This window comes from Stenotrophomonas sp. YJH_SMC_133, from assembly GCF_059370655.1.
On sequence record NZ_JCAFTW010000009.1, the window covers coordinates 136,856 to 151,373 of the forward strand.

Annotated in this window: 18 protein-coding genes; 10 read left to right on the forward strand and 8 right to left on the reverse strand. The window is 67.1% G+C overall.

Going from position 1 to position 14,518, the window contains the following annotated elements; translation table 11 throughout:
- The first annotated feature begins 133 nt into the window (after positions 1-133).
- Positions 134-1,033, forward strand: coding sequence for a LysR family transcriptional regulator (locus AC5P78_RS14465; RefSeq protein WP_005407877.1), 900 nt, complete (start codon positions 134-136; stop codon positions 1,031-1,033).
- A gap of 225 nt (positions 1,034-1,258) precedes the next feature.
- Entirely contained in the window at positions 1,259-2,866 is a 1,608-nt protein-coding gene (locus tag AC5P78_RS14470) for an ATP-binding cassette domain-containing protein (protein ID WP_414498446.1), read from the forward strand.
- 105 nt (positions 2,867-2,971) lie between these two features.
- Here the strand turns inward: AC5P78_RS14470 and AC5P78_RS14475 are convergent, their stop codons facing one another.
- The gene (locus AC5P78_RS14475) at positions 2,972-4,297 is read right to left on the reverse strand and encodes a GTP-binding protein (protein WP_133050820.1); all 1,326 of its coding nucleotides are present in this window, start codon (positions 4,295-4,297) and stop codon (positions 2,972-2,974) included.
- A gap of 69 nt (positions 4,298-4,366) precedes the next feature.
- Between AC5P78_RS14475 and AC5P78_RS14480 the strand changes: the two genes are divergently transcribed.
- Positions 4,367-4,753, forward strand: coding sequence for a MerC domain-containing protein (locus AC5P78_RS14480; RefSeq protein WP_099497472.1), 387 nt, complete (start codon positions 4,367-4,369; stop codon positions 4,751-4,753).
- 82 nt (positions 4,754-4,835) lie between these two features.
- Here the strand turns inward: AC5P78_RS14480 and AC5P78_RS14485 are convergent, their stop codons facing one another.
- Positions 4,836-5,120, reverse strand: coding sequence for a metal-sensing transcriptional repressor (locus tag AC5P78_RS14485; protein WP_019337974.1), 285 nt, complete (start codon positions 5,118-5,120; stop codon positions 4,836-4,838).
- A gap of 53 nt (positions 5,121-5,173) precedes the next feature.
- Here AC5P78_RS14485 and dmeF point away from each other — a divergent pair, with 53 nt between their 5' ends.
- The gene (gene dmeF, locus AC5P78_RS14490; protein ID WP_099490180.1) at positions 5,174-6,148 is read left to right on the forward strand and encodes a CDF family Co(II)/Ni(II) efflux transporter DmeF; all 975 of its coding nucleotides are present in this window, start codon (positions 5,174-5,176) and stop codon (positions 6,146-6,148) included.
- A gap of 88 nt (positions 6,149-6,236) precedes the next feature.
- Here the strand turns inward: dmeF and AC5P78_RS14495 are convergent, their stop codons facing one another.
- Positions 6,237-6,521, reverse strand: a complete 285-nt coding sequence (locus AC5P78_RS14495; protein ID WP_208044070.1) for a hypothetical protein — start codon at positions 6,519-6,521, stop codon at positions 6,237-6,239.
- A 90-nt stretch (positions 6,522-6,611) separates the two neighbouring features.
- On the opposite strand from AC5P78_RS14495, the gene AC5P78_RS14500 reads away from it, so the two are divergent.
- From AC5P78_RS14500 to AC5P78_RS14510, 3 genes are all read left to right on the forward strand, one after another.
- The gene (locus tag AC5P78_RS14500) at positions 6,612-7,028 is read left to right on the forward strand and encodes a hypothetical protein (protein WP_414498445.1); all 417 of its coding nucleotides are present in this window, start codon (positions 6,612-6,614) and stop codon (positions 7,026-7,028) included.
- A gap of 69 nt (positions 7,029-7,097) precedes the next feature.
- Positions 7,098-7,421 (forward strand): hypothetical protein, encoded by a 324-nt coding sequence (locus AC5P78_RS14505; RefSeq protein ID WP_495217229.1) that lies wholly within the window; start codon positions 7,098-7,100, stop codon positions 7,419-7,421.
- A 127-nt stretch (positions 7,422-7,548) separates the two neighbouring features.
- Positions 7,549-8,391: a class I SAM-dependent methyltransferase gene (locus tag AC5P78_RS14510; protein ID WP_414498443.1), complete on the forward strand. Its 843-nt coding sequence runs from the start codon at positions 7,549-7,551 to the stop codon at positions 8,389-8,391.
- Positions 8,392-8,394: 3 nt separating this feature from the next.
- Here AC5P78_RS14510 and AC5P78_RS14515 read toward each other — a convergent pair whose 3' ends face one another.
- The gene (locus AC5P78_RS14515) at positions 8,395-9,363 is read right to left on the reverse strand and encodes a polysaccharide deacetylase family protein (protein ID WP_414498442.1); all 969 of its coding nucleotides are present in this window, start codon (positions 9,361-9,363) and stop codon (positions 8,395-8,397) included.
- 70 nt (positions 9,364-9,433) lie between these two features.
- Entirely contained in the window at positions 9,434-10,093 is a 660-nt protein-coding gene (locus tag AC5P78_RS14520) for a hypothetical protein (RefSeq protein WP_043033956.1), read from the reverse strand.
- Between the two features lie 133 nt (positions 10,094-10,226).
- On the opposite strand from AC5P78_RS14520, the gene AC5P78_RS14525 reads away from it, so the two are divergent.
- The gene (locus AC5P78_RS14525) at positions 10,227-10,907 is read left to right on the forward strand and encodes a hypothetical protein (RefSeq protein WP_414498441.1); all 681 of its coding nucleotides are present in this window, start codon (positions 10,227-10,229) and stop codon (positions 10,905-10,907) included.
- Positions 10,908-11,003: 96 nt separating this feature from the next.
- On the opposite strand, the gene AC5P78_RS14530 is transcribed toward AC5P78_RS14525, so the two are convergent.
- Positions 11,004-11,177, reverse strand: a complete 174-nt coding sequence (locus AC5P78_RS14530; RefSeq protein WP_005412082.1) for a hypothetical protein — start codon at positions 11,175-11,177, stop codon at positions 11,004-11,006.
- A gap of 9 nt (positions 11,178-11,186) precedes the next feature.
- Positions 11,187-11,999, reverse strand: coding sequence for an alpha/beta fold hydrolase (locus AC5P78_RS14535; RefSeq protein WP_305730364.1), 813 nt, complete (start codon positions 11,997-11,999; stop codon positions 11,187-11,189).
- A 221-nt stretch (positions 12,000-12,220) separates the two neighbouring features.
- Here AC5P78_RS14535 and AC5P78_RS14540 point away from each other — a divergent pair, with 221 nt between their 5' ends.
- Both AC5P78_RS14540 and AC5P78_RS14545 read left to right on the forward strand, forming a co-directional pair.
- Entirely contained in the window at positions 12,221-12,700 is a 480-nt protein-coding gene (locus AC5P78_RS14540; RefSeq protein ID WP_305730365.1) for a nuclear transport factor 2 family protein, read from the forward strand.
- Positions 12,701-12,776: 76 nt separating this feature from the next.
- Entirely contained in the window at positions 12,777-13,169 is a 393-nt protein-coding gene (locus AC5P78_RS14545) for an XVIPCD domain-containing protein (RefSeq protein WP_312384175.1), read from the forward strand.
- A 67-nt stretch (positions 13,170-13,236) separates the two neighbouring features.
- Here the strand turns inward: AC5P78_RS14545 and AC5P78_RS14550 are convergent, their stop codons facing one another.
- Positions 13,237-14,382 carry a YncE family protein gene (locus tag AC5P78_RS14550; RefSeq protein WP_414498440.1) on the reverse strand — a complete coding sequence of 382 codons (1,146 nt, stop codon included), beginning with the start codon at positions 14,380-14,382 and terminating at the stop codon, positions 13,237-13,239.
- Positions 14,383-14,518 lie beyond the last annotated feature (136 nt).

The window sequence follows — 14,518 nt, forward strand, 5'->3', positions numbered from 1 at the left end:
GCAATCGGCATGATGGCCGGAACTGCAAGGCCGCAACGGTCCCAACGCCACCCCGCACCACAGTGTTGCGATGGCGGAGCCGTCCACTACGGCCGCGCCGACCTACCCTGCCGCTTTCATCGCCCACACGCCCATGTCAGTCCTGGACAACCTCGCCAACCTGCAGACCTTCGTGCACGCGGCCGATACCCGCAGCTTCGTCGAGACCGGGCGCCTGCAGGGCATCTCGGCCTCGGCCGCCGGCAAATGCGTTGCCCGCCTGGAGCATGCGCTGGGCGTGCGCCTGTTCCACCGCAGCACGCGCAGCATCACCCTCACCGCCGAAGGCCAGCTGTTCCTGGCGCGTTGCCGGCGCATCCTCGACGAGCGCGATGCCGCACGCACCGAGCTGGCACAACCGCACGCCACGCCTCGCGGCACGCTGCGCATCGGCCTGCCACTGGTGGGCGACCTGACCCTGCCGCTGATGGCCGAGTTCATGGCGGCCTATCCCGATATCCGCCTCGACCTCGATTTCAGCGATCGGCTGGTCGACGTCATCGAGGAAGGTTTCGATGCCGTACTGCGCGTCGGCGAGCCCAGCGACTCACGCATGAACGCACGACGCCTGGGTGTGTTTCCACGCCGCATCGTCGCCTCACCCGCCTACCTGCAGCGGCGCGGCACGCCGCGCACACCGGCCGATCTGATGCAGCACACGCTGCTGCACTATCGCTTCCCCAGTACCGGCAAACTGGAACTGTGGCCGATCCACTGGCCCGACCATGAAACACCGCAGGAACTGCCAGTGCACATGGTGGCCAACACCATCGAAGCGCGCGTGGCATTGGCCCTGCGTGACATCGGCCTGGCCTTCGTGCCAGTGCACTCGGTGCGCGATGCGTTGGCCGATGGCCGCCTGGTCACCGTGCTGGACGAGCATGTGCATTCCTGCGGCATCTTCCACCTGCTGTGGCCCTCCGGCCGCCACGTGCTACCGAAACTGCGCGTGTTCATCGACTTCGTCAGCGCACGCCTGGAAACCGTGCCCTAGGCGATCGATCCACCCCATGCCCGGCCCACAGTAGATCCACGCCATGCGTGGATGCCTTTGTAGAGTCGCGCCATCAAACCATTCAGCCAGCCCCGCTATACTGGCCGCTCATTCCTCCCAGAGGCTCGCGACCAATGCGCCATTGATGCCGCCGTCTTCCCACCAGACGGCCTGACTCTTCCCGCCCCTGCGCGCAGGGGAGAACCCGGCATCCATGGAGGTCGCATGACTCCGCATTCCCTCACGCTCGATCGCGTGTCGTATCGATTGGCCGACGGCCGCCCGCTGTTTTCCGATCTGACGTTTTCCTTCGAACCGGTCGCCACCGGCCTGGTCGGTGCCAATGGCGCCGGCAAGAGCGTGCTCGCACGCCTGCTGGCCGGACGGTTGCTGCCCGACACTGGCCAGGTGCGCGGCAGTGGCCGCGTGTTCCTGTTGCCGACGCCCGGCTATCCACCCGCCGGCACGGTCGGTGAACTGGCCGGCGTCGGCGCGGAACTGGCCGCACTGCAACGCATCGAAGCCGGCAGCGTGGACGAGGCCGACTTCGCCTGCGTCGGCGACCGCTGGGATCTGCGCGAACGCCTGCAGCAGCAATGGCAGGCGCTTCGGCTGCCCGACGATCTCGATCCCGCCCAGCCGGCCGCGCGCCTCAGTGGTGGCCAGGCCATGCAGGTCGCGCTGTCCGGTGCCTGGGCCAGCGGTGCCGATTGGCTGATCTTGGACGAACCTAGCAACCACCTCGATGCACGCCATCGCCAACAGCTGTACGAGCAGTTGCAGCAGTGGCGCGGTGGCCTGCTGGTGATCAGTCATGATCGCGAGCTGCTGGCGCACATGCAGCAGATCGTCGAACTCGATGGGCGCGGGCTGCATCGTTACGGCGGACCGTGGCAGCACTATGCCGATGCGCGCGCCGCCGAGCGCGAAGCTGCCGCCGCTCAGCTCGATCATGCGCGCGCCCAGCACCGCCAGCAGCAACGCAGCGCGCGCGAACAGCACGAACGGCAACAACAACGCCAGGCGCGTGGCAACCGCGATGCGAAGCAGGCCAACCAGGCCCCGATCCTGCTCGGCCGGCAGAAGCAGCGCGCCGAGGCCAGCCACGGCCGCGCACAACAGGTGCAGGCCGAACGCCTGCAGGCCAGCGCAGAGCATCTGCGCGCAGCGGCATCGGCGGTGCACGCGGCGCCGGAACTGGCACTGTTCGCCGGTGCGGGTGACCGTGGCAGCACGCGCCTGCTACAGGCCGAGGCGCTGGTGCTGCCACATGGCTGCAGTGCACCGTTGCAGCTGGAGATCCGCCGCGGCCAGCGCATCGCCGTGGTCGGTGACAACGGCAGCGGCAAATCGACCCTGCTGCGTGTGCTGGCCGGCCAGCTGCCGGCACGCAGTGGCACCGTGCAACGGCATGCGCCACTGGCCCTGCTCGACCAGCAGCTGCTGGGGCTGTCCGGCGAGCGCAGCATCCTCGACACCGTGCAGGCCGCCAACCCGGGCGCGGACCCAGGCGAGCTGCGCACGCGGCTGGCCCTGCTCGGGCTGGATGCACAGCGCATCCAGCGGGCAGCCCACAGCCTCAGCGATGGCGAACGCGTGAAAGGTGCGCTGGCCAGCGTGCTGTACGCCGATCCCGCGCCCCAGCTGTTGCTGTTGGACGAACCCGGCAATGCGCTGGATCTGAGCGCATTGCAGGCGTTGGAGGAACTGCTTGCGGCGTGGCCGGGCGCGCTGCTGATGGTGAGCCACGACCGGCATCTGCTGCAGGCATTGCGACCGACCCACGTGCTGCAGGTGAGCACCGGGGGCTGGCAGTGGCGCGACAGTCTGTAGAGTCAAGCCATGCTCGACTCCGCCATGCATCCATCCACGCATGACGTATCGACCAGGGGGTAGTGCCGGCCGCTGGCCGGCAACCCATGGATCCTCAATGCACCGTCAACGCTTCCACACCGGGAACGCCTGCGGCAACTGCTGCCACAGCAATGGCCCCGCACGCAGCTCCTGGTCGTTGAGCAGACACGCATCCAGCTCCGCACGCACCGCGCGCTCATCCATGTGCACGCCAATCACCACCAGTTCCTGGCGGCGATCCCCCCACAACGGGTGCCAAAGCCGCTGCATCGCCGTGTGCGCTGCCTCATCCGGGAATTCTTCAGGCCCCGGGAGCGGCGCGCTCCAGCAATCGGCCTGCTGCCGCGCCCATCCGAGGTCGCTGTAAGGCAGCGGCGTGGGCGGCAACAACGGCGCGGTGTCTTCCAGCCCGGCCCGCACGCGGTCACGTGCGGCGTACCAGAAGCCCGCCGCCTGCGTGCGCGTCGCCGCGCCCACGCTGTTCAGCTCACCCACCCAGTCCATGCGGTTGGCCAGCCAGAACCAGCCTTTGCTGCGGATCACGCCGGGCATGCCGGACTGCAGCGCGCGGGCGAAGCGCGCCGGGTGGAACGGACGTCGCGAGCGGTAGACGAAGCTGCCGATGCCGTACTCCTCGGTTTCCGGTGTGTGCTCGCCCTGCAGTTCCTTCACCCAGCCCGGCGCACGTTGCGCACGCTCCATGTCGAAGCGACCGGTATCCAGCAGCTCGGCCAGCGGCACATCGCCGAAGCTGGACAGCAGCAGCTTCGCGTCGCGGTTCAGGCCACGCAACACGGCCAGCGTGTCCTGCAACACTTCGTCATCCACCTGGTCCACCTTGCTGACCACGATCACGTCGGCGAACTCGACCTGCTCGCATAGCAGGTCAACCACACCTCGATCATCCTCCGGGCCGGCCTGTTGGCCGCGCTCGGCCAGTCGCGACGTCGAGCCGAAGTCGGCCAGGAACGCGCTGCCGTCGACCACCGTCACCATCGTGTCCAGCCGCGCGATATCACTCAGGCTGAAGCCATGCTCGTCGCGCACCGCGAAGGTGGCCGCCACCGGCATCGGTTCACCGATGCCTGTCGATTCGATCAGCAGATAGTCATAGCGACCCGCATCGGCCAGGCGCCGCACTTCCTGCAGCAGGTCATCGCGCAGCGTGCAGCAGATGCAGCCGTTGCTGAATTCCACCAGCGTCTCTTCAGTGCGGCGCAGCTCGGCGCCACCCTCGCGCACCAGCTGCGCATCGATGTTGACCTCGCTCATGTCGTTGACGATGACCGCCACGCGCAGGCCTTCGCGGTTGCGCAGGATCTGGTTGAGCAGGGTGGTCTTGCCGGCCCCGAGGAAGCCGGACAGCACGGTGACCGGAAGGCGACGGTCGGCGCGGGAAACAGTGTTCATGTCGGAGCGGGTTGGCTGCGGAACGGAAATGTTACTGTATAACAATTGTTGCGCAAGGAACCTCCCCCGATGAAGTCGCCTTCTGCCGCCCTGCTTGATGCCGGCGCGGTCGCCCTGTCCAGCCTGTGCCTGCTGCACTGCCTGGCGCTGCCCCTGCTGGCCGCTGCGCTCCCCCTGTTCGGCACCTGGGCCGAAGCGGAATGGGTGCACCTGCTGTTCGTGGCCATCGCCCTGCCGCTGACCGGCTACGCGCTGTGGCGGGCCGAACGCCGTCACCCGCTGCCCGTACTGGCCTGGGCCACCGCCGGCGTCGGTCTGGGCCTGTTGCTGGCCGGCGCGCTGGCGCTGCCCTCACATGACTGGGAAACGCCGATGACGGTCACCGGCAGCCTGCTGCTGGCCGCAACGCATATCTGGAACGCGCGGCACCGGCACGGGGGTAGAGTCGACTGTTAGTCGACTATCGCGCGAAGCGCGGGGTTTTTCGTTGGTTGTACGAAGAGCAGTCGACTGACAGTCGACTCTACCGCCCCCCGGCCTATTTGCCGTAGCGGCGCAGCAGCTCCACCAGCACCGCGGCCTCGTCCGCCCGCTGCTGCGGGTCGTCGGCACCCACCACGTGTTCCTGCAGGTGCTCGTGCAGCAGCTCCATCAGCAGGCTGTGGGCGGCACCGCGCACGGCGGCGACCTGCACCAGCACGTCCGCACAGTCGCCGGCTTTACCCTCGGGCTGGTCCAGCGCCTGCTCCAACGCCGCCACCTGGCCCGCGATGCGGCGCACCCGGGTCAGCAGCTGCTTTCGATTCCTGTGTACATGGGCCATGGCGGGATCATATACCCTATGGGGGTATCCACTCCACCCCCCTTGGTCCCCCCATGCACTTGGACGCCCTCGCCGCCGCCCGTCGCCACGAACACCGCTTCGACGACGGCAACCCGCTGGCCGAACGCAATACCCGCCGCGCCCTGTGGCTGACCGTCGGCATGATGCTGGTGGAGATCGTAGGAGGCTGGTGGTTCAACTCCATGGCCGTGCTCGCCGACGGCTGGCACATGAGTTCGCACGCGCTGGCGCTGGGCCTGGCGGTGTTCGCCTACCGCTGCGCGCGCCGCTACGCGCACGACCCGCGCTTCGCCTTCGGCACCTGGAAGATCGAGATCCTGGCCGGCTACACCAGCGCCATCGCCCTGCTCGGCGTCGCCGCGCTGATGGCCGTGCAGTCACTGCAGCGGCTGTGGGTACCGGCGCCGATCCACTACAACGAAGCCATCGCCATCGCTGCGGTAGGCCTGGGCGTGAACCTGCTCTGCGCATGGTGGCTGCACGACAGCCCGGGCCACGCGCATCACCACCACGGGCATGACCATGGCGATCATCACGGGCATGACCACCAACACCACGATCACGGCCATGCGCACGGTCACGACCTCAATCTGCGCTCGGCCTACGTGCACGTGCTGGCCGACGCCGCCACCTCGGTGCTGGCCATCGTCGCCCTGCTCGGCGGCAAGCTGCTGGGCCTGACCTGGCTGGACCCGGTGATGGGCCTGGTCGGCGCCGTGCTGGTCACGGTGTGGGCTGTAGGCCTGCTACGCGACAGCGGCCGCATCCTGCTCGACGCGCAGATGGACGCACCGGTGGTGGCCGAAGTTCGCGAAGTGATCGAACAGGGCCCCTGGCCGGCGCGCCTGGCCGACCTGCACGTCTGGCAGGTCGGTCGCGGCAAGTACGCGGTCAGCGCCAGCGTGGTTACCAGCGACGCCCGTCTGGATGCCGATACCGTGCGCAACGCGCTGGCGATTCATGAAGAGCTGGTGCATGTAACGGTGGAGATCCACCGCAGCGCCTGATCCACGCCGGGTAGTGCCGGCCGCTGGCCGGCAACCTCATGGGCTCCGGAAACAATACAGCGTTGCCGGCCAGCGGCCGGCACTACCGCTAGAGCTTCAGCATCATCCGCAGCAGGTACATCAGTAACGGCAGCGCACTCAGCACCGCACCACCGATGCCGATCCACGGCCAGCGCTCGCCGCGCACGCGCGAGGCCACCGCCAGACCGCAGCCCACCAGTGCCGCGCCCAGCACGCCCACACCCAGCCCTGCGGCCATGCCATTACCGCCTGCGGCCACCGCCGCCTGCGCAGCCAGGCTGCCTGCCCCCCAGCCCACCACGATCCCCAGCCAACTGGCCATGCCGCACCACGGTGCCTTGCCCTGCGCCATCCGAAAACCCCTGTGTCCTTGCCGAATTTCTGTACGGACCACGCCCGTGTGCTGCCTACACTAGCCGCACCTGCCCCGTCGGGACATCCCATGCGCACGCTCCGCCTGCTGCTGCCCGGTGCCGTCCTGCTGCTCACCGCCTGCAGTGGCGATGCCGGGCTTCCTTTCAGCGCCGACCCGTTGCAGGGCTGCTTCGCCACCGGCGCGCGCAAACCGGCCGACTTCCGCATCGACAAGGAAGGCGGCCAGTACTTCGTCTCCTTCAGCCGCGGCGAGCAGTGGCAGCGCGAGCCGAATGCCCTGCACAAGGCCACCCGCAGCGAGATCAGCCGCTACTTCCGTGATGACGCAGAACAGATCGACGAGGCGCTGATCCGCATGGCCGGTGGCTTCGGCATCTTCCACTTCAACAAGGGCGCGACATTGAAGGGCAAGGCCAGTGATAGTGACTACATGGCGCTGATGCTGATCGGTGCTGGGCCGGTGTATGCGGTGAAGTGCCCGTAAGACGCAATGATTCTGATGGCGACTCAGGGCACTATGGGCGCATCCTGTCTTCTTTGAGGAGCGATGCCAATGCTGCTGTTTCTGCTGCTTGCGGTAAGCGCGCCAAAGACCCAGGGTGCCTATGACGAAGTCCGGCAGCTGGCCGATGGCCAGACCCTGATCATGCGCACCCTGGACTGGGATCTCGGTGATGGTCGCCACGAGCGCGTTACCGTGCATTGGCTGCTGCAGGAAGACGGCAGCCTGCGCTACGACTTTGATCGGCAGCCACCGGAAACCCAGGACGTCCATCGTCGGTCGTGCGCGCTGCAGGGCATGCAGCCCTCGCGTGGCGTCAACATGATTTCAGGACAAGGAGCCACGCACGGCTTCAGCTGCACCAGCCAGCGGTAGCGCCGAGCCCGCGCTCGGCTCCTCCCGTCTACATCCACGCATGGCGTGGCTCTACTGCAGCAGCCACACGTGGCCCCGGCAACAGCTGCGGTACCATGCCCTCCCCCGAACCGCCCCGGTACCCGCCGTGCCCCATTACACCGGCCCCCTGCTGACCCGCGACAGCGCCGATACCCTGCGCCGTGCCCATGACAAGGGCGCTGCCGACTGGCAGGGCTCGCTCGACCTCGGCCGCAGCGAGGACAGCGTGGCGCTGGATGCCGACGGCTTCCGCTTCCGTGGCCAGCCCTACCCGTGGCCGGGCAAGCTGAAGGACCGCACGCTGTACTACTGGGACGGCGAGGACTTCGAACCGATCTCGCGCTACAGCGGTTCGCTGATCAAGCTGGTGCCGACCGAATGGGGCGCACCGACCTTCGAGATCGACGGCATCAAGATGCTGCCGACCTCCAAGCTGTCACCGTTCGAGGACGCGCGTCGCAAGGTGGAGCTGGTCGCCCCGGCCGGCAAGGTCATCCTCGATACCTGCGGTGGCCTGGGCTACTTCGCCGCCTGCGCGCTGGAGGCCGGCGTCGGCCAGATCCGTTCGTTCGAGAAGAATGCCGACGTGATGTGGCTGCGCACGCTCAACCCGTGGTCGCCGGATCCGGAATCGGCTGCGGCTGGTGGCCGCCTGCAATTCAGCCACGGCGATGTCTCGCAGCAGATCGAACAGATGGCCAGCAACAGCGTCGACGCGATCCTGCACGACCCGCCGCGCTTCGGCATCGCCGGCGAACTGTACTCGCAGGTGTTCTACGACCATCTCGCCCGCGTCATCCGCAAGGGCGGTCGCCTGTTCCACTACACCGGCGCGCCGAACAAGCTGACCAGCGGCCGTGACGTGCCGCGTGAAGTGGCCAAGCGCCTGGAAAAGGCCGGTTTCAAGGCCGAACTGGCGCTTGACGGCGTGCTGGCCGTCAAGCGCTGAGCCTCATTCCGAGTCTACCTTCGCCAGCTTCATCACCCACGACGGCACCTCAGGTTCACCGGCGTAGAAGTCCTTCGGTTTCTTCTCCGCCATCGCCCAGCGGTGCAGCCAGCTCGGGCCGTAACGGCCGCTGTAGCCTTCGGCACCACGTGCATAGGCCGGGTCACGCATCGCTTCGTCCAGCGAAATGAAGCGATAGCCGCGCCGCTTCGTCGCCGTCACCAGTTCGGCGAACGTGGCTGCATTGAGTTCGTTCGCATGCATCAGCCAGACCTGCGGCAGCGCGTAGCCCAGCAGCGCCTGGGATTGCTTCTCGTAGTAGTCCAGCTTGTTCAGCATGTACGGCACATAGCCCTTGCGCAGCTGCGCCAGCGTCGCCTCGCGCGCCGGGGAATCCGGCTGCTCGTTCATCACGTTGGCATAGGCGAACGCCCACACCCACTCGCCGTTGTCGACCGTCACCGGTGCCACGCGGTAGCCATGCTGCTTGAAGAACACGTCCATCTCCGCGCGTTCTTCAGGCGTGCGCCCGGCACGCAGATAGGGGTGACGCATCCACTGCGGCTTGAGCCCGCGCTCGGCCAGCAACGGCCGCAGCACCGCCTGGCCACGCAGGAAATCCTGCTGGAACGCAGGCACGCCCTTGGCGTTCAGGTCCATGTGCGAGTAGGTGTGGTTGCCCAGCACATAACCGGCGTCCAGCCAGTCGCGCAGCATCTGCACCCGCGCCGGCTGCACCTGCCCATCGATCTCTAGCTTGTTCTCGTTGACGAAGCCAACTACCGGCACACCCGCCTGGTGCAGCTGCGCCATCAGCGCTTCGTGCCGCGCCTGAAGATCCGGCGGAACGATCTCGTCCACCCGCGCCCAGGGCAGGTCGTCGATGGTCACCGCGATCCGGCGATCCACTTCAGCGGCGTGTACCGCCAACGAGCAGAGCAGTAGCGGTACAGCACGCAGCAACCAACGCATCAGCACATCCTTGCAGGAGCGAAGCGCAGACTGTAGCGCGATTGCGGGCGCGTGGTCGGTCACACCCCCCTCAGGGGCTGGGCGACTGCACCTGACGTTCGCGCACGATCGCCCGCCACAGCATGAATCCTGCAGCCATTGCCACCAGCATCAACGCGACCAGCACCAGGGCAAGGTCATCGGGATTGCGCAGCAACGGCGCATGCTCATGGGTCAGGATCTCGAACACCACCTGCTGCGCCTGTGCCAGTGGCAGCCGGCCCTGTTCGCCCAGTTCCACCAGGCATGCCGCCGGAGACAGCTTGGCCACGCTGGTCCATGCCATGTCGTACAGATGCAATGCCCTGAGCGCCAGCGCCAGGATCGCGGCATGCAGGGCCATCACCCCCCAGTTGGCGCGTCGCAGGCGTTCGGACAGACGCCCCAGGCGGTAGACGCTGATCGACATCGCGCCCAGCAGCGCCAGTACCACGCCTGCCATCGGAATCCACTGCAACGGTTGCCATGGTGCAAGCGCAGCGGACCGCGCCAGCAGCTGTTCTGCAACCTGCATGCGCGCGACAGGATCAGGCCCACCGCATGCGTCATCCACCGGCTCCAGCAGCAATCCCACGCGGTAGTGGAAGAAGCCGGCTGCAAGGGCTACCGCCAGCAGCGCCACCACCTGCAGTGCCAGCAGAATCGGGCCAGGACCACAGATACGACAGAAGCGGGCAGCAGCAGAGACCATCGGTTCATCCGTGACAACAAAGGACCATCCTAACCAAGCGCCCTGTGCTTGTCGGCTGGCGGATACGACAACCGCCGCGTGGTCCCGGTAGGATGTGGATGAGCATGGATGGTCGCATGTAGAGGTGTTGTGGATGGTCACGCTGTATCTGTGGGTGCGAACGCTGCTTCCGCTGCTGGCGTTCGTGATCGCGTGGATGCTGCTGTCGCGCCTGATCAAGGCCCGCGTGGCGCGCCTTCCACGGGTGCCCTTGAACCTGCCCGAGCACAGCAGCAGCCCGCGCAGGAAGGACCGGCGCATCTACGCGCGCAAGCTGCGGCGCAGACCGGGCCTGCGCACCGCAACGCGCCCGGCCACCGCGCCGCGCAGCTGGAACCTCGCGGCGGTGTTCGTTTCGTTCTCTGCGTTGATTGCCGCCGTGCTGGTCATGCCGGATGGCGCGCGCTTCCAGGTGCTGGTCGAGAGCCTTACAGGCTACCCGGCCACGATTGCTGAAGTACATGTTCCCGCTGCCGGGCAGCCCCTCGTGCTGCAGGCGTGGCAGCCCGCACTGGCGCAGCTGTCACGGCCGGTAACAATGCGCTACCCGATCGGGCGCACCGGCGGCCAGCATGACGCGCGCGCCACGCTACCGGTTCAAGTGAGGCATCAGGGTGATCGGCTGCAGGTGGCTACGGCCGCGCCGGTGGATTCCGAGCTGCTGCGTGCAGAGCTTGCGCACTTGGCGGGGCTGCCGACGGAGGCAATCACCGTCCGCCAGAGCGAGATCTCACCATGGCTGGAACCCGGCTGGACGCCGCTGGACGGCATGTAGATGCCGGGCTAAGCCAGGCTGCTGTTGCAGTAGATCCACGCCATGCGTGGATGGGCACCGTGCGGGGTCGAACACGGCTCGGCTCGACTCTACAGATCAGGACCCGCGCGGCAGCTTCGCGGCCCACATGTTGTCCACCAGATTCGGATAACGCCGCCCATTCTCTTCCGCCCGCTGCCGCGCCGCCTCTTTCTGCGCAGGCGACAGCGGCTGCGAGGTCTGGCCTTTGGGGTTGGGCTTCTTCCACGGGGGTGTCTTGGTCTGGCGCATGGCCGCAGCTTACCGCTTCAGGAAGTTCAGCAGCGCCAGATTGAAGTGGTCCGCATGGCTCGTGTTGCAGCCATGCGGCGCACCTTCCAGGATCACCACTTCGCTGCCCGCGATCGCCCGGTGCGTGCGCTGGCCAGAACCTTCAAACGGCACGATGGCATCGCTGTCACCGTGCAGGATCAGGGTTGGCACCGTGATCTTCTTCAGATCGTCGCGGAAGTCGGTAGTCGCGAACGCGTGCATGCAACCCAGCGCCGCCGTCTGATCGGATTGATGGCACAGCGCGATGGCCGCCTGACGCGTCTCTTCGGTCACCATCAGCTGGCCATTGGCACTGAAGAAATCGCGGGTGAAGCCATCGAAGAAGGCTTCGCGGTCCTTCTCCAGACCGCTGCGCATTTCATCGGCCTTCTCCTGGGTGAGTGGACCTTCCGGATTGTCCTCGCCGCGCAGCAGATACGGCGGCACGGCGGCTGCAAACACCACGCTGTGCAGGCGCTCCTGCCCGTGATTGGCCACATAGCGCGCCACCTCACCGCCGCCCATCGAGAAGCCGACCAGGGTGACGTCGCGCAGGTCACGTTCCTCGATCACCCCGGCCAGATCCGCCGCCAGCGTGTCGTAGTCGTAACCTTCTGCCGGCTTGTCAGAACGGCCGAAGCCACGACGGTCGTAGCTGAGCACCCGGTGCTGGGCGTCGCGCAGGATCGACACCTGCGTCTTCCAGGCATCGGCGGACAGCGGCCAACCGTGAATCAGAATGACCGGGCGGCCATCGCCACCGGTGTCTTCAACGTGCAGGCGGACGCGGGAAGCAGGCATGGGAGCTCCTGTGGAAGGGGAGGCTTTCAGGCTATGGGTCGGCTCCTATCGCGACTGTGATGGAATCGCCGGCCGCCATGACACCACCTGCACAGGCCACGCCACCCGGCCAATCCATAGATGCGGGCATTCACTCCCTGGAAATCCCGTTTCGTCGCAGGGCGGCTGCGGCCCCCGGAGCGCCGTGCGAGCCTGCGTGAATCCCGTCCTGGAGCCTCGCCATGCTGCTGCTCACCCTGCCCCTGCTTGCTGCCGGCCTGGCCGCCGCCCCGAGCGCTAACGAAACCCTGCGCGAGCAGATCCACCAGGCCGACGCGCAGCTGTTCGCCGCCGCGTTCGACGACTGCGACCCCGACAAGGCCGCGACCATGACCACTGAAGACATGGAGTTCTTCCATGACAAGGCGGGCAAGTCCGCCAGCAAGCGCGACGACTTCCGCCGCAGCGTGACCGCCCTGTGCGACAGCACCCGCGCCAACCGCACCCATCTGCGCCGCGAGCTGGTGGAAAGCTCGCTGCAGGTGTTTCCGCTGCACGACGATCGCGCTCTGGAGATCGGCGACCACCGCTTCCACGAGCGCGATGCAAACGGCATCGAGCACTGGACCGGCCAGGCCCGCTTCATCCAGGTCTGGCGCCGCGTGGACGGGCGCTGGCTGGCCGAGCGGGTGATCAGCTACGACCATCGGCCGGCGGACTGATCGCCGCGATGCGGTGGTTCACTAGCCGGTTCTATACTGCCCAGGTCCATCACGACCTACCGCTGCAGATCGACCCATGGCAGAGATCACCCCCAACCATCCCGAGTACGGCCTCAACCAGCAGATCCGCCAGGGCGTGGCCGCCCTGGACGCGCAGCATGGCCGTCCGTTCGACCAGACCAGCGAGCGTCTGACCGCCAGCCTGACCGTGCTCGCCCGCGAGCAGGGCCTGCAGCAGGTCGACCACGTGCTGGTCAGCAACGCCACGGCCAACCAGCCGGCGGGACACAACATCTTCGTGGTACAGGGCGACCCGGCCAATCCGGCGCACCTGCGGGCGATGATGCCGACCGCGGTGGCGGCGCAGACGCCGGTGGAGCAGTCGATGCAGAAGTTGGGGCTGGGTGTGCAGCAGCCGGCGGAGGCGCAGGCGCAGGAAATGCAGAACCCCGCGCCGCGGCTGGGGTAAACGCTGCGACATGAAAAAGGGGCAGCGCGTTGCGCCCTGCCCCTGCGTTTACAGCCTGTGCACGCAGTTACAGCTGAATCCGCGCCACGCTCTCGTCAGCGCCCTTGTCATCCTTCTCGCCGTTCTTGATGCTCACGAACAGCACGTTGTTCTTCGCATCCAGCGCCAGGCTGTTCGGGTGGGTCGGCACGGTGTAGGTGGCCACCTTCTGGTAGCTGTCACTGTTGTAGGCGGTCACCGTACCGGCTTCGCGGTTGGTCACGTACAGGCGCTTGCGCGGTGCATCCAGCAGGATGCCCAGCGGGCCGGCATCGGTCGGGATGCTGGCCAGTTCCTTGCCGGTACTGCGGTCCAGCACCAGCACGCGCTGGCCCGGATGCTTGCTGACCAGGCCACTGCTCTTGGCCTGGTAGCCACGCAGGAATTCCGAGCCCTGGTCGGTTACGAACAGGCGCTTGCCGGCCGGGTCCAGCGCGATGTTCATCGGCTGCTCGGCGGCGATCTTGTGCTGCGCCACCACCGTGTTCGAATCGGTGTCCACCACCACCAGGTCGGCCAGCAAGTTGCTGGTGTAGACGCGCTTGTTGGCCGCATCCAGTGCCAGGCCCGGCGCCTTGGCATTGCCCAGGCCGTCGATGGTGTTGATCACCTTCAGCGTGTTCGTATCGATCACGAACAGCACGCTGCTCACGTCCGGCTGGCTGCTGTGTCCGGTCACGTACAGGCGGTTGGCCGCACTGTCGACCACCAGCTCGCGCAGGTCGTGGGTGTAGGCGGCCTTGCCGTCCTTGCCGGTCTTCTTTTCCATCAACTGGATGGTGCCGACGGCCTTGTTCTGCGCGGTGTCGACCACCGTCACCGACAGGTCTACGGTGTTGCCCACGTACAGGCGGTTGTGGGCGTCATCCAGCACCACGCCGAAGGCTTTGCGCTCCAGCGGGATACGGGTTTCCACGGCCAGCGTGGCCGGGTTCAGGCGCAGCACCTGAGCCGGGCCGGCGTCATCACCGAAGCCGCCGGACGAGGCCACGAACACGGCGTTCTGCTTCGGGCTGTAGGCCAGCTCGTACAGGCCCTTGGCCACGGCCTGGCGCTGTACGGCGGCGGTGGCGCTGGCGGCAGGTGCATTGTCGGCAAACGCCGAGGGCGCGCCGAGGCTAAGCGAAACGGCAACGGCCAGGGCGGCCGAGCGGAAGAGAGGAGTACGGAACATGCGAGCGTCCTTGAATGGGCACGGGAGGGTGTCCTGGCTCGCTGGGCCGTTCTACGACGGCCCGCACCGCATCTGTCTGCGCGGGGTGGGCTGGCTGGGGTTGCGGGGGAATGGTAGCAGGTGGGGGGCGTGGCGT